This is a genomic window from Escherichia sp. E14S1 (assembly GCF_004211995.1).
Taxonomy (GTDB): domain Bacteria; phylum Pseudomonadota; class Gammaproteobacteria; order Enterobacterales; family Enterobacteriaceae; genus Escherichia.
Genome location: NZ_RHJQ01000004.1, coordinates 80,710 through 104,790, shown reverse-complemented (window position 1 = coordinate 104,790; position 24,081 = coordinate 80,710). Strand labels below are relative to the sequence as shown.

The 24,081-nt window shown below is 54.1% G+C and carries 21 protein-coding genes; 13 read left to right on the top strand and 8 right to left on the bottom strand.

Annotated elements, in window-relative coordinates:
• The first annotated feature begins 90 nt into the window (after positions 1-90).
• Genes D9734_RS05165 through D9734_RS05140 form a run of 6 tightly spaced genes read left to right on the top strand, consistent with a single transcriptional unit; the run spans position 91 to position 6,165 of the window.
• Positions 91-1,611: a sugar ABC transporter ATP-binding protein gene (locus D9734_RS05165; RefSeq protein ID WP_130205869.1), complete on the top strand. Its 1,521-nt coding sequence runs from the start codon at positions 91-93 to the stop codon at positions 1,609-1,611.
• The gene (locus D9734_RS05160; protein WP_021557441.1) at positions 1,608-2,582 is read left to right on the top strand and encodes a hypothetical protein; all 975 of its coding nucleotides are present in this window, start codon (positions 1,608-1,610) and stop codon (positions 2,580-2,582) included. The genes D9734_RS05165 and D9734_RS05160 overlap by 4 nt, the downstream gene beginning before the upstream one ends.
• Before the next feature lie 30 nt (positions 2,583-2,612).
• Positions 2,613-3,554, top strand: coding sequence for an ABC transporter substrate-binding protein (locus tag D9734_RS05155; protein ID WP_130205867.1), 942 nt, complete (start codon positions 2,613-2,615; stop codon positions 3,552-3,554).
• A 54-nt stretch (positions 3,555-3,608) separates the two neighbouring features.
• Entirely contained in the window at positions 3,609-4,292 is a 684-nt protein-coding gene (locus D9734_RS05150) for a D-lyxose/D-mannose family sugar isomerase (RefSeq protein ID WP_130205865.1), read from the top strand.
• Between the two features lie 14 nt (positions 4,293-4,306).
• Complete coding sequence (locus D9734_RS05145) at positions 4,307-5,167, top strand: ketose 1,6-bisphosphate aldolase (protein WP_130205863.1); 861 nt, start codon at positions 4,307-4,309, stop codon at positions 5,165-5,167.
• Positions 5,164-6,165, top strand: a complete 1,002-nt coding sequence (locus tag D9734_RS05140) for a carbohydrate kinase family protein (protein WP_130205861.1) — start codon at positions 5,164-5,166, stop codon at positions 6,163-6,165. Before D9734_RS05145 ends, D9734_RS05140 begins: the two co-directional genes overlap by 4 nt.
• On the opposite strand, the gene D9734_RS05135 is transcribed toward D9734_RS05140, so the two are convergent.
• Entirely contained in the window at positions 6,162-6,869 is a 708-nt protein-coding gene (locus D9734_RS05135; RefSeq protein ID WP_130205859.1) for a response regulator transcription factor, read from the bottom strand. The genes D9734_RS05140 and D9734_RS05135 overlap by 4 nt on opposite strands.
• A gap of 290 nt (positions 6,870-7,159) precedes the next feature.
• On the opposite strand from D9734_RS05135, the gene yjcS reads away from it, so the two are divergent.
• The 7 genes from yjcS to yjcO all read left to right on the top strand — a co-directional run bounded on the left by yjcS (position 7,160) and on the right by yjcO (position 17,321).
• On the top strand, positions 7,160-9,145 hold the full coding sequence (yjcS, locus tag D9734_RS05130; protein ID WP_130205857.1) for an alkyl sulfatase YjcS: 1,986 nt from the start codon (positions 7,160-7,162) through the stop codon (positions 9,143-9,145).
• Positions 9,146-9,353: 208 nt separating this feature from the next.
• Positions 9,354-9,629, top strand: coding sequence for a YtcA family lipoprotein (locus D9734_RS05125; RefSeq protein WP_001308208.1), 276 nt, complete (start codon positions 9,354-9,356; stop codon positions 9,627-9,629).
• A gap of 18 nt (positions 9,630-9,647) precedes the next feature.
• Positions 9,648-10,679: a multidrug efflux transporter periplasmic adaptor subunit MdtN gene (gene mdtN / locus D9734_RS05120; RefSeq protein ID WP_000446357.1), complete on the top strand. Its 1,032-nt coding sequence runs from the start codon at positions 9,648-9,650 to the stop codon at positions 10,677-10,679.
• A complete protein-coding gene (gene mdtO / locus D9734_RS05115; protein WP_130205855.1) occupies positions 10,679-12,730 on the top strand; it encodes a multidrug efflux transporter permease subunit MdtO in 2,052 nt (683 codons plus the stop codon). The genes mdtN and mdtO overlap by 1 nt, the downstream gene beginning before the upstream one ends.
• Positions 12,727-14,193 carry a multidrug efflux transporter outer membrane subunit MdtP gene (mdtP, locus tag D9734_RS05110; protein WP_130205853.1) on the top strand — a complete coding sequence of 489 codons (1,467 nt, stop codon included), beginning with the start codon at positions 12,727-12,729 and terminating at the stop codon, positions 14,191-14,193. The genes mdtO and mdtP overlap by 4 nt, the downstream gene beginning before the upstream one ends.
• 197 nt (positions 14,194-14,390) lie before the next feature.
• Positions 14,391-16,538: a formate dehydrogenase subunit alpha gene (fdhF, locus tag D9734_RS05105; protein ID WP_130205851.1), complete on the top strand. Its 2,148-nt coding sequence runs from the start codon at positions 14,391-14,393 to the stop codon at positions 16,536-16,538.
• A 93-nt stretch (positions 16,539-16,631) separates the two neighbouring features.
• The gene (gene yjcO, locus D9734_RS05100; RefSeq protein WP_130205849.1) at positions 16,632-17,321 is read left to right on the top strand and encodes a Sel1 family TPR-like repeat protein YjcO; all 690 of its coding nucleotides are present in this window, start codon (positions 16,632-16,634) and stop codon (positions 17,319-17,321) included.
• A 192-nt stretch (positions 17,322-17,513) separates the two neighbouring features.
• Here the strand turns inward: yjcO and gltP are convergent, their stop codons facing one another.
• From gltP to nrfB, 7 genes are all read right to left on the bottom strand, one after another.
• Positions 17,514-18,827, bottom strand: a complete 1,314-nt coding sequence (gene gltP, locus D9734_RS05095; protein ID WP_130205847.1) for a glutamate/aspartate:proton symporter GltP — start codon at positions 18,825-18,827, stop codon at positions 17,514-17,516.
• A 339-nt stretch (positions 18,828-19,166) separates the two neighbouring features.
• Complete coding sequence (gene nrfG / locus D9734_RS05090; protein ID WP_130205845.1) at positions 19,167-19,763, bottom strand: heme lyase NrfEFG subunit NrfG; 597 nt, start codon at positions 19,761-19,763, stop codon at positions 19,167-19,169.
• Positions 19,760-20,143, bottom strand: coding sequence for a heme lyase NrfEFG subunit NrfF (gene nrfF / locus D9734_RS05085; RefSeq protein WP_130205843.1), 384 nt, complete (start codon positions 20,141-20,143; stop codon positions 19,760-19,762). Before nrfF ends, nrfG begins: the two co-directional genes overlap by 4 nt.
• A complete protein-coding gene (locus D9734_RS05080) occupies positions 20,136-21,854 on the bottom strand; it encodes a heme lyase CcmF/NrfE family subunit (RefSeq protein ID WP_130205841.1) in 1,719 nt (572 codons plus the stop codon). Before D9734_RS05080 ends, nrfF begins: the two co-directional genes overlap by 8 nt.
• A 19-nt stretch (positions 21,855-21,873) precedes the next feature.
• Entirely contained in the window at positions 21,874-22,830 is a 957-nt protein-coding gene (nrfD, locus tag D9734_RS05075; RefSeq protein WP_130205839.1) for a cytochrome c nitrite reductase subunit NrfD, read from the bottom strand.
• On the bottom strand, positions 22,827-23,498 hold the full coding sequence (gene nrfC, locus D9734_RS05070) for a cytochrome c nitrite reductase Fe-S protein (RefSeq protein WP_130205838.1): 672 nt from the start codon (positions 23,496-23,498) through the stop codon (positions 22,827-22,829). The genes nrfD and nrfC overlap by 4 nt, the downstream gene beginning before the upstream one ends.
• Entirely contained in the window at positions 23,495-24,061 is a 567-nt protein-coding gene (gene nrfB, locus D9734_RS05065) for a cytochrome c nitrite reductase pentaheme subunit (protein ID WP_001295391.1), read from the bottom strand. Before nrfB ends, nrfC begins: the two co-directional genes overlap by 4 nt.
• Positions 24,062-24,081 lie beyond the last annotated feature (20 nt).

Genomic DNA, 24,081 nt, shown 5'->3' with positions numbered 1-24,081 from the left:
GCAATATGACAAATATGAACGGCTTCTGACATTTTGCATTTACTTTCCTGTGATGGAGTGCTGATATCGACAACCTCGCAGGAGTCCGCCATGAACAGCACGCCGGTTCTGGAGATGCGCAATATTGCCAAAGCCTTCGGCAAATTTTATGCGCTCAAGGGGGTGGATTTGACGGTTTACCCTGGCGAGATCCATGCCCTGATGGGGGAAAACGGCGCGGGAAAAAGCACGCTGATGAAGGTGCTGGCGGGGGCGTATACCGCCACCAGCGGCGAGATCCTGATTGACGGCAAGCCCTTTCACATTCGCACACCAAAAGATGCCTTAAGCGCCGGTATTACGCTGATTTATCAGGAGATGCAGCTGGCACCGAATCTGACGGTAGCTGAAAACATTTTCCTCGGCAGCGAGCTTTCCCACGGCGGGTTGGTGCAGCGCAAAGAGATGCTGGTGCAGGCGCAAAAAGTGATCGACCGCCTCGGCGCGCAGTTTAACGCCAGCGATAAAGTCATGACGCTGACCATTGCCGAGCAACAACAGGTCGAAATCGCCCGCGCGCTGCATCGCAACAGCCGCATTCTGGTGATGGACGAACCCACCGCCGCCCTCTCCTCACGTGAAACTCACCGCCTGTTTGAATTGATTATGCGGCTGCGCGATGAAGGGATGGCGATTATCTATATCAGCCACCGCATGGCGGAAGTGTATGAGCTTTCCGATCGCGTCAGCGTGCTGCGCGACGGGCAATACGTTGGCAGCCTGACCCGCGATAACCTCAACGCCGCTGAACTGGTACGGATGATGGTCGGCAGGCCGCTGAGCGATCTGTTCAATAAAGAGCGCGATATCCCGCTCGGCAAAGCCCGCCTGAATGTTCACCACCTGACCGACGGTGGCAAAGTCCAGCCGAGTAGCCTGCTGGTGCGTTCCGGCGAAATTGTCGGCCTCGCCGGGCTGGTAGGAGCCGGACGTTCAGAGCTGGCGCAGTTGATCTTCGGCGTACGTAAAGCGACGGGCGGAATGATTGAAGTCGATGGCGAACCGGTGGTGATCCACTCCCCGCGCGAAGCTATCGATCTTGGCATTGGTTTTCTCACCGAAAATCGCAAAGAACAAGGTTTGTTCCTTGAAATGGCGGCAGCCGAAAACATCACCATGGCAACCCTGGAGCGCGATGCCAGCTGGGGAATGCTCAACCGCAAAAAAGCACAAACCATCTCCGATGACGCCATCAAGTTGCTCAACATTCGCGTGCCTCATGCCCAGGTGCGAGCGGGCGGACTTTCCGGCGGCAATCAGCAAAAGCTGTTGATCTCCCGCTGGGTGGCGATTGGCCCGCGTATTTTACTACTCGACGAACCCACACGCGGCGTGGACGTCGGCGCAAAAAGCGAGATCTACCGGATCATGAACGAGATGGCGCGCAAGGGCGTGGCGATCCTGATGATCTCCAGTGAACTGCCGGAGATAGTCGGCATGAGCGATCGCGTTTATGTGATGCGCGAAGGCAGCATTGCCGGTGAGTTAAACGGCAAAAACATCACCCAGGAAAACATTATGACCTTAGCGACTGGCGTCAACGACGCCCATTCCCAGGCGGTGCCCTCATGACGACATCTGCAAAGACCTCTGCCAAAAAAATGCTGATGAGCGATCTGATGCAAACGGTCGGCATTTTGCCGATTCTGATTCTGATCGTGGCGGTATTTGGCTTTATCGCGCCGAACTTTTTTACCGAAAGTAACCTGCTGAATATTACCCGCCAGGCGTCGATCAACATTGTGCTGGCGGCGGGGATGACCTTCATCATTTTGACTGGCGGGATCGACCTTTCTGTAGGTTCAATTCTCGGCACCACGGCGGTAGCGGCGATGGTCGTCTCCCTTAGCCCGGAGTTCGCCATGCTGTCGATTCCAGCGGCGCTGATGCTCGGCCTGCTGCTGGGTTTGTTCAACGGCGCGCTGGTGGCCTTTGCCGGATTGCCACCGTTTATCGTCACGCTCGGCACCTATACGGCGCTACGCGGGGCGGCGTATCTGCTGGCGGACGGCACCACGGTCATCAACTCCAATATTAATTTCGAGTGGATAGGTAATAACTATCTTGGGCCTGTCCCGTGGCTGGTGGTGATTGCCCTCGCAGTGATTGTGCTGTGCTGGTTTATTCTGCGCCGCACCACGCTTGGCGTTCATATCTACGCCGTCGGCGGCAATATGCAGGCAGCGCGTCTTACCGGCATTAAGGTCTGGCTGGTGCTGCTGTTTGTTTATGGCATGAGCGGCCTGCTTTCAGGGCTTGGCGGGATTATGAGCGCCTCGCGGCTGTACAGCGCCAACGGCAACTTAGGCATGGGGTACGAACTGGATGCCATTGCGGCGGTGATCCTCGGCGGCACCAGTTTCGTTGGCGGCATCGGCACCATTACCGGCACGCTGGTTGGGGCGCTGATTATCGCCACGCTAAACAACGGCATGACCCTAATGGGCGTCTCTTACTTCTGGCAACTGGTGATCAAAGGGGCGGTGATCATCATTGCGGTACTGATCGATAAATACCGTACCCGACATCATCAAAGCGCATAACAACAATACCCTACACATGAGGAATACAGCATGAGATTGAAGCCCTTAGTGACCGCGCTCTGTGCAGGCGCGCTGCTGGCCGCAGCACCGTTCGCCCAGGCAAAAGAATTGAAATCGATAGGCGTGACGGTAGGCGATCTGGCAAACCCATTCTTCGTGCAGATCACCAAAGGCGCGGAGCTGGAAGCGCGCAAACTGGCAGGCGATAACGTCAAAGTGACGCTGGTTTCCAGCGGCTACGATCTGGGCCAGCAGGTGTCGCAGATCGACAACTTTATCGCCGCTAACGTCGATATGATCATCCTCAACGCTGCCGATTCAAAAGGGATCGGTCCGGCGGTGAAACGGGCGAAAGATGCCGGGATCGTGGTCGTCGCAGTTGACGTAGCGGCAGAAGGCGCCGATGCCACCATCACTTCCGATAACACCCAGGCAGGCGAAATGGCCTGTAAGTACATCACCGATCGCCTGAAAGGCAAAGGCAACGTGGTGATCATCAACGGGCCTCCGGTGTCCGCCGTGCAAAACCGCGTTGAAGGCTGCCAGACTGAATTTAAACGCCATCCTGACATCAAGGTGCTCTCTGACAACCAGAACGCCAAAGGCAGTCGTGAAGGCGGGCTGGAGGTAATGACCGGACTGCTGGCGGCAAATCCGAAGATCGACGGCGTATTTGCGATTAACGATCCCACCGCGATCGGTGCCGATCTGGCAGCCAAACAGGCACAACGTAGCGAGTTCTTTATTGTCGGCGTTGACGGAAGCCCGGACGCCGAAGAGGCGCTGAAACGTGAGAACTCGTTGTTTGTCGCCACCCCTGCGCAAGATCCCCAGGTGATGGCAGCGAAAGCGGTGGAAATTGGCTACGACATTTTGCAGGGCAAACCCGCGCCGAAAGAGCCGGTGCTGATCCCGGTGACGATGATCGACAAAAACAACGTCGGCAATTACAAAGGCTGGACGGTGAAATAAGTCCACACGCCGGGCGGCGCAGCTGCCCGGCCACCGCTAAGGAGAACGCTTTCGATGAAACGCTCCGCTATAAACGACATTCTCGGCCATACACGGCAATTCTTTTCGCAACATGACGTGCATCTTCCGCCCTTTGCCAGTTTCACGCCTGCCCAATGGCAACAACTCGACTCCACTGCGTGGGAGGAAGTTTTTGAGCTCAAACTCGGCTGGGATGTTACCGCTTTTGGTGGCAACGACTTTGCTGCACAGGGGCTGACGCTGTTTACCCTGCGTAACGGCTCACCAAAAGGAATGCCGTATGTGAAATGTTACGCCGAGAAGATCATGCATGTGCGCGATGCGCAGGTAACGCCAATGCATTTTCACTGGCGTAAGCGTGAGGACATTATCAATCGCGGCGGCGGCAATTTGATTGTTGAACTGTGGAATGCCGATAGCAACGAGCAAACGGTTGATAGCGACGTTACGGTGGTGATCGACGGCTGCCGCCAGAAACATACCGCAGGCAGTCAGTTGCGCCTGTCTCCCGGCGAAAGTATCTGCCTGCCGCCTGGCCTTTATCACAGCTTTTGGGCAGAAGCCGGTTTTGGCGATGTGCTGGTTGGCGAAGTCTCTTCTGTTAATGACGACGACCACGATAACCACTTTTTACAGCCGCTGGACCGCTACAACCTGATTGACGAAGACGAACCGGCCCAGTTGGTGTTGTGTAACGAATACCGCCAGTTCCGCTGAATAAGGAGAACGTTATGCCGTTGATTTCTCTCGCTGAAGGGCTGGCTCATGCCCGCGAACATCACTATGCGTTAGGCGCGTTTAATGTGCTGGACTCACACTTTTTACGCGCGCTATTCGCTGCGGCCAGACTGGAACGCTCGCCGTTTATTATCAACATTGCCGAAGTACATTTTAAATATATCTCGCTGGATTCCCTGGTCGAAGCCGTGAAATTTGAAGCGGCGCGCCATGCCATTCCGGTGGTGCTAAATCTCGATCACGGGCTGCATTTTGAATCGGTGGTGCAAGCGTTGCGGCTGGGATTCAGCTCGGTAATGTTTGACGGCTCCACGCTGGAGTATGAAGAAAATGTCCGCCAGACGCGGGAAGTGGTGAAAATGTGCCATGCCGTTGGCGTATCGGTAGAAGCTGAACTGGGCGCGGTAGGTGGCGACGAAGGCGGTGCGCTTTACGGTCATGCCGATGAATCTCTGTTTACCGATCCGCAACTGGCGCGTGATTTTGTCGACCGTACCGGCATTGACGCGCTGGCCGTGGCGATTGGCAATGCACACGGTAAATATCGCGGCGAACCGAAACTCGATTTCCCGCGTCTCGACGCTATCCGCAAGCAGGCGGCTATCCCGCTGGTGTTACACGGCGGTTCAGGGATTAGCGATGCCGATTTCCGCCGCGCCATCGAACGGGGTATCCACAAAATCAATTTCTACACGGGTATGTCGCAAGCGGCGCTGGCAGCCGTTGAGGCCCGAATGGCGCGCCGTCTGCCGATGTATGACGAGTTTGCCGAGTTACTGCTGGCAGTGGAAGCCGCCATCAGCGATACGGTTGCACAACAGATGCGTATTTTCGGCAGTGCGGGGCAAGCATGATGGAACGTAAAGGGATTATCGCCGCAGGCAATATGCTGGTTGACCACGTCCATCAGATTATCCAGTGGCCAGAGCGCGGCTGGCTGGCGGAAATCACCCACAGCGAACGCTCAACCGGAGGCGCGCCGCTTAACGTCCTGCTGACGCTGGCGAAAATGCGCACCGGGTTGCCGTTACAGGCGGTCGGGCTAATCGGTCAGGACAGCGACGGCGATTACATCATGGCGATGCTTGAGCAATATCACGTCAATCGCCAGCATGTGCAGCGCACCACCTTTGCCCCGACGTCGATGTCGCAGGTGATGACCGACCCCGGCGGGCAGCGCACCTTTTTCCATTCGCCGGGCGCTAACCGACTGCTTGATCTTCCGGCGTTCGATCAGCTTGATAACAGCATGAAGATTTTCCATCTCGGCTATTTACTGTTGCTCGATAGCCTGGATATGCCGGACGATGTTTACGGTACTCGTAGCGCGCGTCTGCTGGCGCAAATGCGTGATAATGGCTTTGAAACCTCGCTCGACCTTGTCTCCCGCAAGGGCGATCCGCGTTATCAGCCGATGGTGCTGCCCGCGTTGCGCCATCTGGATTATCTGATAATTAACGAACTGGAGGCCGGGGAGTTTAGCGGGCTGGAAATTCGCTTACCCAACGGCGAACCGCATATCGTGCATATTGCTGCCGCCGCGCGTGAACTGTTAGATGCGGGCGTACGCCAGCGAGTGGTGATCCACTGCCCGGAAGGTGCCTGGGGAGAGACACCGGAACAGGGCGGCGTGTGGATCCCTTCGCAAAAGTTAGAACAACGGGAAATTATCGGCAGCGTCGGCGCGGGCGATGCATTTTGTGCCGGATTTTTATATGGCTGCCATGAACGCTGGACGCTTACCGAGAGCATCAAACTGGCACACGCCTGCGCGCGGGCAAGCCTGTTATGTGCCAATGCTATCGACGGGGCAAAAACGCTGGAAGAACTACAAACAGAATTGTCGGATTAGTGCACGTCGGCAGCGAAGACATACCCCAGACCGCGCAGAGTTTTAATCAACATCGGCTGATGCGGGTTTAGTTCGATTTTGCGGCGTAAGCGCATGATTAATACGTCGATGGTGCGATCAAACACCTCCACGCTGTCGCTGTGGGTGAACTCCAGCAACTGCTCGCGGCTCAATACCCGACGAGCGTTTTGCGCCAGGGCCAGTAACAAGCCATATTCGCCCTGGGTCAGCTCGACATGTTGTTGTAGCGGATTGTGCAACTGGCAGCGCGTGGTATCGAGATACCAGCCATTGAAAGACAGTCCGGCGTTTTTCTCCTCATTGACCACCAGCGCGCCAACGCGCCGTAGCACCGCTTTTAGTCGCGCGACCACGACCCGTGGGGTAAACGGCTTGCAGATGTAATCATCTGCGCCCATTTCCAGCCCGACCACCACATCAGACTCACTGCCCAGGCCGGTCAGCATCACCACCGGCAGTGCAGGACGCATTTTCTGTAATTGTTGCAATACCCTCAGGCCGTTGGTATCGGGTAGCATCATATCCAGCACCACCAGCGCGATATCAGGATCGCCCTCAACACGTGATATTGCTTCCTGCCCGGTATGGCAGACCGAAACCGTAAAGACATGTTCACTTAACACGTCCTGCAACAGTGCGCAGATAGCCGTGTCATCATCCACCACCAGCACAACAGGTTTCATGGTTATACTCCGAATTATTCACCTGATTAATCATTGTGCGGACTTCTTGCCGAAGTGAAAGAGAAAAGCAATATATATAATAAAAACATAAGTTAGGTCACATTATTGATGACAATAATAAATATGCCGTAATTTTCCCTCTTCAGCACAAATGCCTAATAAAATGGCTCGTTCCGCTCACACTTCCACTTATTAAAGTCGCAAATTCCCAATTATGATAACGCCAGCTTTAAATGACGTATTTTGCATGGATTACATATTTACGACATAAATGATAAATGGAGATTTATATGAATAACTCTCGGTTATTCCGTTTGAGCAGGATTGTTATTGCCTTAACCACCGTCAGCGGCATGATGATAAATACCGCTTACGCAACAGATGAAGCGAAAGGCGCCACTCAATATACCCAGCAGGTTAATCAGAATTACGCCAAATCATTACCGTTTAGCGATCGTCAGGATTTTGACGATGCCCTGCGTGGATTTATCGCCCCGCTGCTGGATGAAGGTATTCTGCGTGATGCGAACGGTAAAGTTTACTACCGCGCGAATGATTACAAATTTGATATTAATGCCGCTGCGCCGGAAACTGTAAACCCCAGCCTGTGGCGTCAGTCGCAAATCAACGGTATTTCTGGCCTGTTCAAAGTCACCGATAAAATGTATCAGGTGCGCGGCCAGGATATCTCTAACATTACGTTCGTTGAGGGCGAGAAAGGCATTATTGTTATCGACCCGCTGGTGACGCCGCCTGCCGCAAAAGCCGCACTTGACCTTTACTTCCAGCATCGTCCGCAAAAACCGATTGTTGCCGTTATCTACACTCACAGCCACGCCGACCACTATGGTGGCGTGAAAGGTATTATCTCTGAAGCCGATGTGAAATCCGGCAAAGTTCAGGTGATTGCCCCAGCTGGTTTTATGGACGAAGCCATCAGCGAAAACGTGCTGGCGGGGAACATCATGAGCCGCCGTGCGCTCTACTCTTACGGTCTGTTACTGCCGCACAACGCGCAAGGCAACGTAGGCAACGGCCTCGGTGTGACGCTGGCAACGGGCGACCCGAGCATTATTGCACCGACTAAAACTATCGTCAGAACTGGCGAGAAGATGATTATCGACGGCCTGGAGTTTGACTTCCTGATGACCCCAGGCAGCGAAGCGCCAGCCGAAATGCACTTCTATATTCCGGCCCTGAAAGCCCTGTGTACCGCCGAAAACGCCACGCATACCCTGCACAACTTCTACACTCTGCGCGGCGCAAAAACTCGCGATACCAGCAAGTGGACCGAGTACCTGAACGAAACGTTGGATATGTGGGGTAACGACGCGGAAGTACTGTTTATGCCGCACACCTGGCCGGTCTGGGGCAATAAGCATATCAATGATTATATTGGTAAATATCGCGATACTATCAAGTACATTCACGACCAGACCCTGCACCTGGCAAACCAGGGCTACACCATGAATGAAATCGGCGACATGATTAAGCTGCCGCCTGCGCTTGCCAATAACTGGGCCAGCCGCGGCTATTACGGTTCTGTCAGCCACAACGCCCGCGCGGTGTATAACTTCTATCTTGGCTATTACGACGGTAACCCGGCTAACCTGCATCCGTATGGTCAGGTGGAGATGGGTAAACGTTATGTGCAGGCGCTGGGCGGTTCTGCCCGTGTCATCAACCTGGCGAAAGAAGCGAACAAGCAAGGTGATTATCGCTGGTCCGCAGAGTTGCTGAAACAGGTGATCGCCGCCAACCCGGGTGACCAGGTCGCGAAGAATCTGCAAGCGAATAACTTTGAACAGCTGGGCTATCAGGCCGAGTCCGCCACCTGGCGCGGTTTCTACCTGACCGGCGCGAAGGAGCTGCGCGAAGGGGTGCATAAGTTCAGCCACGGCACCACCGGTTCCCCGGACACCATTCGCGGGATGTCGGTCGAAATGCTGTTCGACTTTATGTCCGTTCGCCTCGATAGCGCGAAAGCCGCGGGTAAAAATATCAGCCTGAACTTCAATATGAGCAACGGCGATAACCTCAACCTGACGCTGAACGATAGCGTGCTTAACTACCGTAAAACACTGCAACCGCAAGCCAACGCCTCTTTCTACATCAGCCGTGAAGATCTTCACGCCGTGCTGACCGGGCAAGCCAAAATGGCGGATCTGGTAAAAGCGAAGAAAGCCAAAATTATTGGCAATGGCGCGAAACTGGAAGAAATTATTGCCTGTCTGGATAATTTCGATTTGTGGGTGAATATCGTAACTCCAAATTAATGCCACTCGCTTTTGGGGGCGCGTAAGCCCCCAAAAGTATTTATTTTAAAAATACATACAACCAATTAATACATAAAATATATAAGTTATGAATGCGGTGGCTGAATAAAGCTATTTTTATTCATCGAGAAAATAGCCATACTGACGCCTTCAATGGATATTGATATTCACTACAGATATTGTTCGCAGCAGACAGGATGTATTTAATATGCCAACAGTTCTCTCTCGCATGGCGATGCAACTCAAAAAAACAGCCTGGATAATTCCCGTCTTCATGGTTTCGGGATGTTCATTATCTCCGGCAATCCCGGTGATCGGCGCTTATTATCCCAGCTGGTTTTTCTGCGCTATTGCCAGCCTTATTTTGACGCTCATCACGAGGCGAATTATTCAGCGGACAAATATCAATCTGGCATTTGTCGGAATTATTTATACCGCCCTTTTTGCTCTCTACGCCATGCTGTTCTGGCTGGCATTTTTCTAATCTATTTGAGACGCGCTCATGGAAAGTACGCCGAAAAAAGCTCCTCGCAGTAAATTCCCTGCTCTGTTAGTGGTTGCGCTGGCGCTGGTTGCCCTTGTTTTCGTTATCTGGCGCGTAGACAGTGCGCCATCAACTAATGACGCTTACGCGTCAGCAGATACCATTGATGTGGTGCCGGAAGTCAGCGGTCGCATTGTAGAACTGGCGGTCACCGACAACCAGGCGGTGAAACAGGGCGATTTGCTGTTCCGCATCGACCCGCGCCCGTACGAAGCCAATCTGGCGAAAGCTGAAGCCTCCCTCGCGGCGCTGGATAAGCAAATTATGCTCACCCAGCGTAGCGTTGACGCGCAACAGTTTGGTGCCGACTCGGTTAATGCCACGGTAGAAAAAGCCCGTGCCGCTGCAAAACAGGCCAGCGATACATTACGCCGCACCGAGCCATTACTGAAAGAAGGTTTTGTCTCAGCGGAAGACGTTGACCGTGCAAGAACTGCGCAGCGCGCCGCAGAAGCGGATCTTAATGCCGTATTGTTGCAGGCGCAGTCAGCCGCCAGCGCCGTCAGCGGCGTCGATGCATTAGTTGCCCAGCGTGCGGCAGTCGAAGCGGATATCGCGCTGACCAAACTGCATCTGGAAATGGCAACCGTTCGCGCGCCGTTTGATGGCCGGGTCATTTCCCTCAAAACCTCCGTCGGGCAATTTGCTTCTGCCATGCGCCCTATTTTCACCCTAATCGACACTCGTCACTGGTACGTTATCGCCAACTTCCGCGAAACCGATTTGAAAAACATTCATGCCGGTACACCCGCAACGATTCGCCTGATGAGCGACAGCGGCAAAACCTTCGAGGGTAAAGTGGATTCGATTGGCTACGGCGTGCTACCGGATGACGGCGGCCTGGTGCTGGGCGGCCTGCCGAAAGTGTCTCGGTCTATTAACTGGGTCCGCGTCGCCCAGCGTTTTCCGGTCAAAATCATGGTTGATAAACCCGATCCGGAAATGTTCCGCATCGGTGCTTCGGCAGTCGCTAATCTTGAGCCGCAATAATGAGCGCGCTCAACTCCCTGCCATTACCGGTGGTCAGGCTGCTGGCGTTCTTTCATGAAGAGTTAAGCGAGCGGCGACCTGGCCGCGTGCCGCAGACCGTGCAACTCTGGGTAGGCTGCCTGCTGGTGATTCTGATCTCGATGACCTTTGAGATCCCTTTTGTGGCGTTATCGCTGGCAGTGCTGTTTTACGGTATTCAGTCGAACGCGTTTTACACCAAATTTGTGGCGATCTTGTTTGTGGTCGCCACGGTGCTGGAGATCGCCAGCCTGTTTTTGATCTACAAATGGTCCTACGGCGAACCGTTGATCCGATTGATCATCGCCGGACCGATCCTGATGGGCTGCATGTTTTTGATGCGCACCCATCGGCTGGGGCTGGTCTTTTTCGCCGTCGCCATTGTCGCTATTTACGGGCAAACCTTCCCCGCCATGCTCGACTATCCGGAAGTGGTCGTGCGCTTAACGCTGTGGTGTATCGTTGTTGGCCTCTATCCAACCTTGCTGATGACGTTAATCGGCGTGCTGTGGTTTCCCAGTCGTGCCATTACACAAATGCATCAGGCGCTTAATGATCGGCTTGATGATGCCATTGGTCACCTGACAGACAGCCTCGCACCGCTACCCGAAACGCGGATTGAAAGAGAGGCGCTGGCGCTGCAAAAACTCAATGTCTTTTGTCTCGCGGACGATGCCAACTGGCGAACTCAAAGCGCATGGTGGCAAAGCTGCGTGGCAACGGTAACCTACATTTACTCGACGCTGAATCGCTACGATCCCACCTCTTTTGCTGATTCTCAGGCAATCATTGAATTTCGGCAAAAATTAGCCTCAGAAATCAACAAGCTGAAGCATGCCATTGCCAAAGGTCAGTGCTGGCAAAGCGACTGGCGACTTAGTGAAGATGAAGCGATGGCGGCACGGGAATGTAACCTGGAGAATATCTGCCAGACGTTATTGCAACTGGGTCAGATGGACCCGAATACGCCGCCAACGCCCGCAGCCAAACCGCCGTCAATGGTCGCCGATGCTTTTACCAATCCAGACTATATGCGCTACGCGGTAAAAACGCTGCTCGCCTGTTTGATCTGTTACACCTTCTACAGCGGCGTGGACTGGGAAGGCATTCACACCTGTATGCTGACCTGCGTGATCGTCGCTAATCCAAATGTCGGTTCGTCGTACCAGAAGATGGTGCTGCGTTTTGGCGGGGCTTTTTGCGGCGCGATTCTGGCGCTGTTATTTACACTACTGGTCATGCCCTGGCTGGACAATATTGTCGAATTGCTGTTTGTGCTGGCACCGATTTTCCTGTTGGGCGCATGGATTGCCACCAGCTCCGAACGTTCTTCTTATATCGGCACACAGATGGTGGTCACCTTCGCGCTCGCCACGCTCGAAAACGTTTTTGGCCCGGTGTACGACCTGGTGGAAATTCGCGATCGCGCCCTGGGTATCATCATTGGTACCGTGGTGTCCGCGGTGATTTACACCTTTGTCTGGCCCGAAAGTGAAGCGCGCACGCTGCCGCAAAAACTGGCTGGTGCGCTGGGTATGTTAAGTAAGGTAATGCGGATCCCACGCCAGCAGGAAGCCACGGCTCTGCGCACTTATCTGCAAATTCGCATAGGACTGCATGCGGCGTTTAATGCCTGTGAAGAGATGTGCCAACGCGTGGCGCTGGAGCGTCAACTGGACAGCGAAGAACGCGCATTACTGATTGAACGTTCGCAAACGGTTATTCGTCAGGGACGCGACATTCTTCACGCCTGGGATGCGACCTGGAACTCGGCGCAGGCGCTGGATAACGCACTACAGCCGGACAGAGCAGGCCAGTTTGCCGACGCACTGGAGAAATACGCCGCCGGTCTGGCAACTGCACTCAGCCGTTCTCCTCAAATAACGCTTGAAGAAACACCCGCCTCGCAGGCCATCCTGCCCACCTTATTAAAACAGGAGCAACGCGTCTGCCAGCTTTTCGCCCGCTTGCCAGACTGGACAGCCCCGGCATTAACGCCCGCCACGGAACAGGCACAAGGAGCCACACAATGATCAATCGTCAACTTTCACGTCTGCTGTTGTGCAGCATTCTCGGCAGCACGACGCTGATTTCCGGCTGTGCCCTGGTACGCAAGGATTCTGCGCCTCATCAACAGCTCAAACCGGAACAAATCAAACTTGCCGATGATATTCATCTGGCCAGTTCCGGCTGGCCGCAGGCGCAGTGGTGGAAACAATTTAACGACCCGCAACTGGATGCCCTGATCCAGCACACGTTGCAAGGTTCACACACGCTTGCCGAAGCGAAACTGCGGGAAGAAAAAGCGCAATCACAGGCCGACCTGTTAGATGCCGGTTCACAATTGCAGGTGGCGGCGATAGGGATGCTCAACCGCCAACGCGTCTCGGCGAACGGTTTTTTAAGCCCTTATTCAATGGATGCGCCAGCACTGGGTATGGACGGGCCGTACTATACGGAAGCCACAGTAGGTTTGTTTGCCGGACTGGATCTTGATTTGTGGGGTGTGCATCGCTCGGCGGTTGCCGCCGCCATTGGCGCGCATAATGCCGCGCTGGCAGAAACCGCAGCAGTAGAGCTATCGCTGACCACTGGCGTAGCGCAGCTTTATTACAGCATGCAGGCCAGCTACCAGATGCTTGATCTGTTAGAGCAAACTCGCGATGTGATTGATTACGCGGTGAGAGCGCACCAGAGCAAAGTGGCGCACGGTCTGGAAGCGCAAGTGCCTTTCCACGGCGCGCGGGCGCAGATTCTGGCCGTCGATAAACAAATTGCTGCCGTCAAAGGGCAAATCACCGAAACGCGAGAATCTCTGCGTGCATTGATTGGCGCGGGAGCCAGCGATATGCCGGAGATCAAGTCGGTGGCATTACCGCAAGTACAGACCGGTATTCCGGCGACACTCTCTTATGAGTTGCTCGCCAGGCGCCCGGATCTGCAAGCCATGCGTTGGTATGTTCAGGCGTCATTAGATCAGGTAGATTCCGCGCGGGCGTTGTTCTATCCGAGCTTTGATATCAAAGCGTTTTTCGGTCTGGACTCCATCCACCTGGATACCTTATTCAAAAAAACCAGTCGCCAGTTCAACTTCATCCCGGGTCTGAAATTGCCGCTGTTTGACGGTGGACGGTTGAATGCCAATCTCGAAGGCACTCGCGCCGCCAGCAACATGATGATTGAACGTTACAACCAGTCAGTACTGAACGCGGTGCGCGACGTTGCAGTCAATGGCACACGTCTGCAAACGCTCAACGACGAGCGGGAGATGCAGGCAGAACGCGTAGAAGCAACCCGCTTCACCCAGCGTGCCGCCGACGCCGCCTACCAACGCGGTCTAACCAGCCGTTTACTGGCCACCGAAGCTCAGTTGCCGGTTCTTTCCGAAGAGATGTCATTACTGATGCTGGACAGCCGCCGGGTGATTCAAAGTATTCAGTTGATGAAATCGCTGGGCGGCGGGTATCAGGCGGCTCCCGTCGTTGAGAAAAAATAAAATGTCTGCCGCGTGATGGCTGTCACGCGGTATTTCGTTTCGTCACGTCAAAACTGACGACAGCCTGTTTTTCGTCAGAGTTTTGAATAAATAGTGCCCGTAATATCAGGGAATAGCCTCAAATAAAATGTGGCATAAAAGATGCATACTGTGGTCGAGAGCGCGTATGCGTGATTTGATTAACTGGAGCGAGACTGATGAAAAAAGTCGTCACGGTTTGCCCATATTGCGCATCAGGTTGCAAAATCAACCTGGTCGTCGATAACGGCAAAATCGTCCGGGCGGAGGCAGCACAGGGGAAAACCAACCAGGGTACTCTGTGTCTGAAGGGTTATTATGGCTGGGATTTTATTAACGATACCCAGATCCTGACCCCGCGCCTGAAAACCCCCATGATCCGTCGCCAGCGTGGCGGCACACTCGAACCTGTTTCCTGGGATGAGGCACTGAATTACGTTGCCGAGCGCCTGAGCGCCATCAAAGAGAAGTACGGTCCGGATGCCATCCAGACGACAGGCTCCTCGCGTGGTACGGGTAACGAAACCAACTATGTAATGCAAAAATTTGCGCGCGCCGTTATTGGTACCAATAACGTTGACTGCTGCGCTCGCGTCTGACACGGCCCATCGGTTGCAGGTCTGCACCAATCGGTCGGTAACGGCGCAATGAGCAATGCCATTAACGAAATTGATAATACCGATTTAGTGTTCGTTTTCGGGTACAACCCGGCGGATTCCCACCCTATCGTGGCGAATCACGTGATTAACGCTAAACGTAACGGGGCGAAAATTATCGTCTGCGATCCGCGCAAAATTGAAACCGCGCGCATTGCTGACATGCACATCGCACTGAAAAACGGCTCGAACATCGCGCTGTTGAATGCGATGGGCCATGTCATTATTGAAGAAAATCTGTACGACAAAGCGTTTGTCGCTTCTCGCACAGAGGGCTTTGAAGAGTATCGTAAAATCGTTGAAGGCTACACGCCGGAGTCGGTTGAAGATATCACCGGCGTTAGCGCCAGTGAGATTCGTCAGGCGGCGCGGATGTATGCCCAGGCGGAAAGCGCATCTATTCTGTGGGGCATGGGTGTGACCCAGTTCTATCAGGGCGTGGAAACCGTCCGTTCTCTGACCAGCCTCGCGATGCTGACCGGTAACCTCGGTAAGCCGCATGCGGGTGTTAACCCGGTTCGTGGTCAGAACAACGTGCAGGGCGCCTGTGATATGGGCGCGCTGCCGGATACGTATCCGGGATACCAGTACGTGAAAGATCCGGCTAACCGCGAGAAATTCGCCAAAGCCTGGGGCGTAGAAAGCCTGCCTGCTCATACCGGCTATCGCATCAGCGAGCTGCCGCACCGCGCAGCGCATGGCGAAGTGCGTGCCGCGTACATTATGGGCGAAGATCCGCTGCAAACGGATGCGGAACTGTCGGCAGTCCGTAAAGCCTTTGAAGATCTGGAACTGGTCATCGTTCAGGACATCTTTATGACCAAAACCGCGTCGGCGGCGGATGTCATTTTACCGTCAACGTCGTGGGGCGAGCATGAAGGTGTCTATACTGCGGCTGACCGTGGCTTCCAGCGTTTCTTCAAGGCGGTTGAACCGAAGTGGGATCTGAAAACGGACTGGCAGATTATCAGTGAAATCGCCACCCGTATGGGTTATCCGATGCACTACAACAACACCCAGGAGATCTGGGACGAGTTGCGTCATCTGTGCCCGGATTTCTACGGTGCAACTTACGAGAAAATGGGCGAACTGGGCTTCATCCAGTGGCCTTGCCGCGATACGTCAGATGCCGATCAGGGGACTTCTTATCTGTTTAAAGAGAAGTTTGATACCCCGAACGGTCTGGCGCAGTTCTTCACCTGCGACTGGGTAGCGCCAATCGACAAACTCACCGACGAGTACCCGATGGTACTGTCAACGGTGCGTGAAGTTGGCCACTACTCTTGCCGTTCGATGACCGGTAACTGTGCGGCACTGGCAGCGCTGGCTGATGAACCTGGCTACGCACAAATCAATACCGAAGACGCCAAACGTCTGGGTATTGAAGATGAGGCATTGGTTTGGGTGCACTCGCGTAAAGGCAAAATTATCACCCGTGCGCAGGTCAGCGATCGTCCTAACAAAGGGGCGATTTACATGACCTACCAGTGGTGGATTGGCGCCTGTAACGAGCTGGTTACCGAGAACTTAAGCCCGATTACCAAAACGCCGGAATACAAATACTGCGCCGTGCGCGTCGAGCCGATCGCCGATCAGCGCGCCGCCGAGCAGTACGTGATTGACGAGTACAACAAGTTGAAAACTCGCCTGCGCGAAGCGGCACTGGCGTAAATAAGTCCCTTCTACAGCCTCCTCTGGGAGGCTGTTTTTTTATCCATTCGAACTCTTTATACTGGATACACCCTACCCAATCGTATTATCAAAATGAAAAAAATTATCGCATTGATGTTGTTTTTGACATTCTTTGCCCACGCGAATGACTCTGAGCCTGGCAGCCAGTATGTAAAGGCGGCAGAGGCCGGAGACAGACGCGCACAATATTTTCTTGCCGACAGCTGGTTTAGCTCCGGCGATTTGAGCAAAGCCGAATATTGGGCACAGAAAGCCGCCGACAGTGGTGATGCCGATGCCTGCGCGCTGTTGGCGCAGATTAAAATCACCAATCCGGTCAGTCTGGACTATCCACAAGCAAAAATTCTCGCCGAAAAAGCAGCGCAAGCGGGCAGTAAAGAAGGTGAAGTGACGCTGGCACATATTCTGGTGAATACTCAGGCAGGTAAACCGGATTATCCGAAGGCGATTTCGCTGTTAGAAAACGCCTCGGAAGATCTGGAGAACGACTCCGCCGTCGATGCCCAGATGCTGCTTGGTTTGATTTACGCCAACGGCATAGGCATTAAGGCCGATGATGCGAAAGCGACCTGGTATTTCAAGCGTAGCTCTGCGATTTCCCGTACCGGTTATTCCGAGTACTGGGCAGGAATGATGTTCTTAAACGGTGAAGAAGGTTTTATCGAGAAGAACAAACAGAAGGCGCTGCACTGGTTGAACCTGAGCTGTATGGAAGGGTTTGATACCGGGTGTGAAGAGTTTGAAAAATTAACCAATGGTTAAGGTAGCCCTGATAAAACGCGTTAAACGTCGCATCAGGCATTGATGGCGGATGCGGCGTAAACGCCTTATCCGACCTACAAAAATCACGCTAAATCAGGCTATTGCGCAATCTGGCGTAGGCCTGATAAGACGCGGTAAGCGTCGCATCAGGCATCCACACATTGCCGGGTGGATGTCCCCGGCAATCTTCAATTACTGATCCGCAGTCTTATCAAATTTGCCCAGCACTTCACGCTCGTAGGCCATCGCTTTTTTGTGGTCAAATTTGTGTTCCCACTTGGCAATCACCAGCACCGCCAGCGCATTACCCACTACGTTCAGCGCGGTACGTGCCATGTCGAGGATACGGTCAACACCAGCAATAAACGCCAGACCTTCCAGCGGAATACCTACGCTGCCCAGCGTCGCCAGCAGCACCACAAACGACACGCCCGGCACGCCAGCAATCCCTTTCGAGGTCACCATCAGCGTCAGCACCAGAATAATTTCCTGCCAGATGGACAGGTCAATGCCATACAACTGCGCGATGAAGATAGCCGCAATACTTTGATACAGCGTCGAACCATCGAGGTTAAAAGAGTAACCGGTCGGCACCACGAAACTGGTGATCGATGCCGGGGCGCCGTAGGCTTCCATCTTCTCAATAATTCGCGGCAGTACGCTTTCTGAGCTGGCAGTGGAGTACGCCAGAATCAACTCATCTTTCAGAATACGAATCAAGATCCAGACACTTAACCCGCACAGGCGCGCCACAATTCCCAACACCGCCAGCGCGAAGAACAGAATGGCGAAATGCACCAGCAGCACCAGTTTCGCCAGTGGCCACAGAGAAGAGAAACCAAAGTTAGCCACCGTCACCGCAATCAGCGCGAACACCCCCACTGGGGCATAGCGCATCACCATGTGCGTCACTTTAAACATGGTTTCAGAGATGGAGCGGAACACAGTCACCAGCGGTTCGCGATGCGCCGCGGGCAGGGAGGAAAGCCCCAGACCAAACAGCACCGAGAAGAAGATGATTGGCAGCATTTCGCCTTTCGCCATCGATGCCACAATGTTCGTCGGCACCAGCGACAAAATCGTCCCCATAATACCGTGAGAACTGCTTTGTACCGCTTCCGTGGTGCTCTGATATTTCGAGATATCGACAGTCGCCAGCTGTGACATATCGACCCCTGCTCCAGGCTGGAAGACGTTCGCCAGGGTGATCCCCAGGATGATGGCGACAGTGGTGATCGCCTCAAAGTAGATAATGGTTTTCGCGCCAATTCGCCCAAGCTGCTTGGCATCGCCGACACCCGCGATACCGACCACCAGCGTGGAAATCACGATCGGCACAACGATCATTTTAATCAGGTGGATAAAGATATCACCTGCCGGGGAGAGAAAATTAACGACTAACCAGTCACGGCTGTCGCTGTGATAATGCAGGTAACTTCCCAGGAGAATGCCCAGCACCATAGCAATGAGTATCTGCCAGGCAAGGCTGATTTTTATATTTTTCATACGATTGACTTCCTCAGTGGAACGCCGTTCCCCGTTCAAAAACGCAAGAACGTTATAAACTGCAGGGTATGGATTGTGTTGCGTTGGTTTGTGGATTTTTTAACGCTTATGATCAGTATCATTTGCGCGGTATGTCGCGCAACCCTTTAACAACAGAGCTTTTCGCTGCATTAATGCATAATAACGCGACTTTATGGCAAAATTAATGAATAACTATTTGTTATGAAAAGATTTTTATTTGTTTAATTTGCAATAATACTGATTGGTGATTATTTTTTGCATGTGTTCATTCGATTATTTTTTACACATCTCAATAACATAATCTTCAACACTGAATGATTAATCCGCTCGCCGCTGCAGCAGTTTTGCCATATTAATCGACTCAACCAGCTGTGTTCGGTTAACTCGTGGTGAGTTTAGATCCATCACTTTTTGCCATAGTTCGATGGCTTGCGCGTAATTCGCCTGCATAAACGCATCTGAAGCCAGCAGCATCAGGGCGGTGATTTCATTACTGTCCAGCGCGAGGGCTTTGTCGATCATTGCGCGAGTCTGGGCGGTCATATGCTGGCTGGCCTGGTAATAAAGCACCGTCGCCAGCGCCGCATACAGTTCAGCGTTCTCACCACGTAGTTGCAACGCCTGACGGTACGCCAGCAGCGAATTGCTGTAATCGTTTTGCCACAGATAGTACTCGCCCAGCAACGCCCACTGTTCACTGTTTTGTGGATTGGCGCGGATTTTATCCTGCAATGCCTGAAGCTGCGCTTCCGGGGTTTGCTGGCTGGCAAACTGATGTAGCGGATCGCGCTGACGCTGATACTCCGCACGTACCGCCTGCCATTTTGGGCTTAACAGATAACTGCCGAGACAGAGAAATACCATCAAAATCGTGAGTGTTGTCAGCATTTTCACCGGTATTTGAGGCTGTTTCATCGCTTCGCCCTTACTCGCCAGAGGATCAGTGCCATCAGCAGTAACAACACCACTGGCAGCGCCCACAACACCAGCGTCTGACCAGTTAACGGTGGGTTATAGCGAACAAAATCTCCGTAGCGTTCGGTCATCCAGCCAATGATTTCGACTTCACTTTTCCCCTCCTCCACCATGCTGTAAACCTGATGGCGCATACTGACTGCAACCGGCGCATTGGATTCCAGTAAGTTCTGATTCTGGCACTGCGGACAACGTAACTGGCTGGCAATATTTAACGCCTGTTGCTGTTGTTGCGGATTGGCGAATTGCCAGGTGTCTACGACCTGAGCGTGCGCAAAACAGGTAAATAGCAGCAGCAAAGTGAGAAGCCCTTTATTCATCGCGCTTCCTCCCCCGCCATCCGCTTAACAATGCGCCTGCAATCATCAACAATCCTCCCCCCCAGATCCAGCGCACACCGCTTTGTACATACAAACGAAAAGCGTAACGATCCGCTCCGGTTTTCTCGCCCATGACCACATACCAGTCATGGATGCCGTTCCAGCGAATTGACGGCTCCATCATTTGCTGACGGCGTGCTTCATAGAAACGCCGCTCCGGCGTTAATTCACCAATACGTTGCTGATGGTCAAACAGTGCCACTATCGCTTTTTCGCTGGTGTAATTGCCTTTGGCTTGCAGATCGAGGCGCTCAAACCGGAAGGTGTATCCTGCCAGTTTTACCTGCTGCCCCGGCTGTAAATTCAGGCTGATCTCCTGACGGCTGACGCTGGAAACCACGATCCCCGCGGCAAATAACAGCACGCCCGCATGCGCCAGCAGCGCCGGAAGCTGCGCGCGTTTGCCAGAGACAAACGTCGCCAGCACAATCACCACCAACATCAACAGACCAAACGGTAACGTCGCGCGGTTAAAATACGGTGCGCCAACGGAGAGGCGTCCCCAGCCCAGCAAGCCGTAAATCATCGGATAAAGCGTTCCCACCAGCACGATCAGTAGCACCGCGCAAAACAGCAACAGCGTAGCGAGGATTAACATTTCTCGCGATAACCCCGCAAAACGCACCGCCGGGCCACCGTCCCGCGCTCGCCAGCCATACAAAGCCAGAGACGCAAGGCTAATCAGCGCAAACAGGCTGAACAACGGCACGGCGCGGACGTTATCCAGCGCGAACGCATGAACCGAAACCAGAATGCCAGAACGGACAATCAACGTCCCCAGCAGCGACAGCATCAGAGTAACGATCGCCAGCAGCAGCGACCAGTGGCGGAAAATCCCCCGCTGGCGTGTCAGGGATAAACTGTGCAGCAGCGCAGTGGCAGAAAGCCAGGGTAATAAAGAGGCGTTTTCCACCGGATCCCAGAACCACCAGCCGCCCCAGCCGAGTTCGCAATAGGCCCACCAGGAACCGAGGATGATCCCCGCCGTTAATGCGCTCCAGCCAGGTAACGCCCAGCGCCAACAAATTCGGGCGCTGGCCGCATCAAACTCGCCGTGCAGTAAACTCGCCAGCGCCACGCTCGCCGCCACCATCAAACCGCCATAGCCAAGGTAAAGCAGCGGTGGATGAAAGATAAGACCGGGATGTTGCAGCATCGGATTGAGATCGCGGCCTTCGATTGCTGGGGGGAATATCCGCACGAAGGGATCGGACCACAGCACCACAAACAGTAGCAGTGCGGCGATCATGAGAGATAAAACGGCTAGCGTCAGCGGAAATAGCGGATCGGTTTGCTGCCGATAATGCCAGGCAAACAGCGCGCTCCAGGCGGAAAGCAACAGCCCCCAAAGTAGCAACGAACCTTCATGACCACCCCACACCGCCGCCAGTTTGAGTTCCAACGACAGCAGGCTGTAGCTATGTTGTGCGACATAAATGACCGAGAAATCGCTGATGAGAAAACAATACGTCAGTACGCCAAAGGCGAGCAGCAGGAGTGTGAACTGCGCCAGAATGCCAATGCTGGTGAGCCGCATCATGGCAGGCCAGCGCAACCGCACTCCCACGAAGCTCATCAACGGGGTCAACACGTTGACCCCGAGACTTAACAACAACGCCAGAAAACCGACTTCAGGAAGGAATACGTCCAGAAACCACCTCTTTTCTGGCTTACGCCACCGTCAACTGTCCGGCGTAGAGAATGAAAAAGCGCAGCATCAACACGCCGACCAGGCTGGCCCCACACGCCGCCAGCACGGCAGGAATGCCGGAACTGCGATTGACCCACGGTTTGAGCAACATTGGCACAATCAGCCCCAGCCCAGCGACACCAAGCCAGAACCACCACGTCCAGAAACCGCCACCCAATGCCGCCACCAGCGCACGCACTTTACCGTCATCGCCCAGCGCCAGACCGACAAAAAACGCCACCAGCAGGAAAATTTCACCCCATACCACAGGGATTTCCATCCGGTGAACAAAGTGCGCTTCCGTGGAATGCGGGTTACTGCGTTGGCGTATCGCCATGGCGATCAGCGCCACCGCCGCACCGGACGAGATGCCGGAGAAGAGGAACAGCACAGGCAGGATCGGGTTATTGAGGAACGGATACGATTTCAGCGCCGACAGCAGAAAGCCGGTATAAGCCCCCAGCAGCACCGCCAGCACCAGCATCAACGTTTCCAGTCCGCGATGAACGGGCGTCAGCAGGCTCAAGACCTTTTGCACGCTCCCCAACTTCGGCAACCAGCGTTGTTGCAGGGCAAGCAAATCGTGTTCAAAGATTTTCGCCAGCCACAGCACCAGCACCACCATGTAGAGCTGAAACAGCATCACCCCCATCGACATCACCGAGGTAAAACTGTAGTGGAACATCAGCTTCCAGAAGGTCCACGGACGCGTCAGATGAAAGACGAGGATCAGCAGGCCGAGGATCACCGCGCCAGGCCCGACAATCAGCGTGGTGCGCAGCAACGTACTGTCTGCACCACCCGCCTGCGGGTAGAAGCGACGCAGCAACACCGCCAGCGTCACCAGTCCGGCAGAGATCCCCACCAAAAACAGATAGATGGCAATCGGCCAGTCCCACACCAGCGATTCAAAATGAAATGCGGAAGCCTGAGTCATTGGCTCACCTCCCCGTATTTAAACGGCACGCGGTACAGCTTCGGTTTGGTTCCCAGCGCCAGCTTGTAGCGGTAAGTGGGCTTCTGGCGCAGCAGTTGTGAAATCTCACTGTTGGGATCGTCCAGATTGCCAAACGTCAGCGCCTTCGTCGGGCAAGCTTCAACGCACGCGGGTAACCTACCGGCCTGCAAATTAGTCTTGCGGCAGAAATCGCATTTGTCCGCTGTCTTCGTGACCGGATGGATAAAGCGCACGCGGTACGGACAGGCGGCGATGCAATACTGACAACCGACGCAGAGATCCGGATTAACATCGACAATCCCACTGGCGGCATCGCGAAAAGACGCACCGGTCGGGCAGACGTCAACGCACGGCGCATGATCGCAGTGCTGACAAGACTTACGGAAGAAGCGATATTTCACATCAGGAAATTCGCCCTGCGGCTCGCTACGAATAATCGTCAGGCGCGAGACACCTTCCGGCACCTTGTTCACTTCTCGACAAGCATCCATACAGGCGGTACAGCCGATACATAACGACTCGTCATGCACCATGCCGTAACGCACCCCATTGATATTCAACGTTTTCGCCACCACGCGCCCCGCGGTGCCGCTAACGGCTGCCAGCACACCGACGCCGGTGAGAAACTGGCGACGTGACCAGGTCATGGCTGCTCCTTAAGCAACGGAACAGACGCCGGGTTAAAGTTCGGATTGGTGCGCTGATCGCTGTGGCAATCGACGCAAATCTTGATCCGTCCTTTGTCACTTAACGTCTGCATCGTATCTTGCTGTGGATGCAGGGAATGGCAGCTGGCGCACGCCACTTTGGTTACGTGAACATCGTGCGGCCAGAACGCTTTTTGCAACTGTTCCGGCAGATGGCAGGACATACAGACGCTGTTCTGCTCTCCAACCTTGTACATCGGCTCGTTAAAGCGCATCACATCTTTCACCCCTTCGCGGTGTTGCGGTGATGGCTGACCGTGACAGTTGGTGCAAGTGACCGGCAGTTTGTTATTCGGGTTGATAACGGAAGCATGTTTGCCATGCATACCTTCGGTATCTGGCTTATGACAGTCCAGACAGGCGGCATCCGGGTTACGCTGCTGGGTAACTTCGTAGCGATCATCAGATGCCTGCGCCGCAGGGGTAGCGGTAATTCCGTTCAGGCTCCACAACAGGCCCGACGCCAGCACCCCGGCAGTTAATAACGAACGTAATACGCTCATATTCACTCCATTGTGTTTTC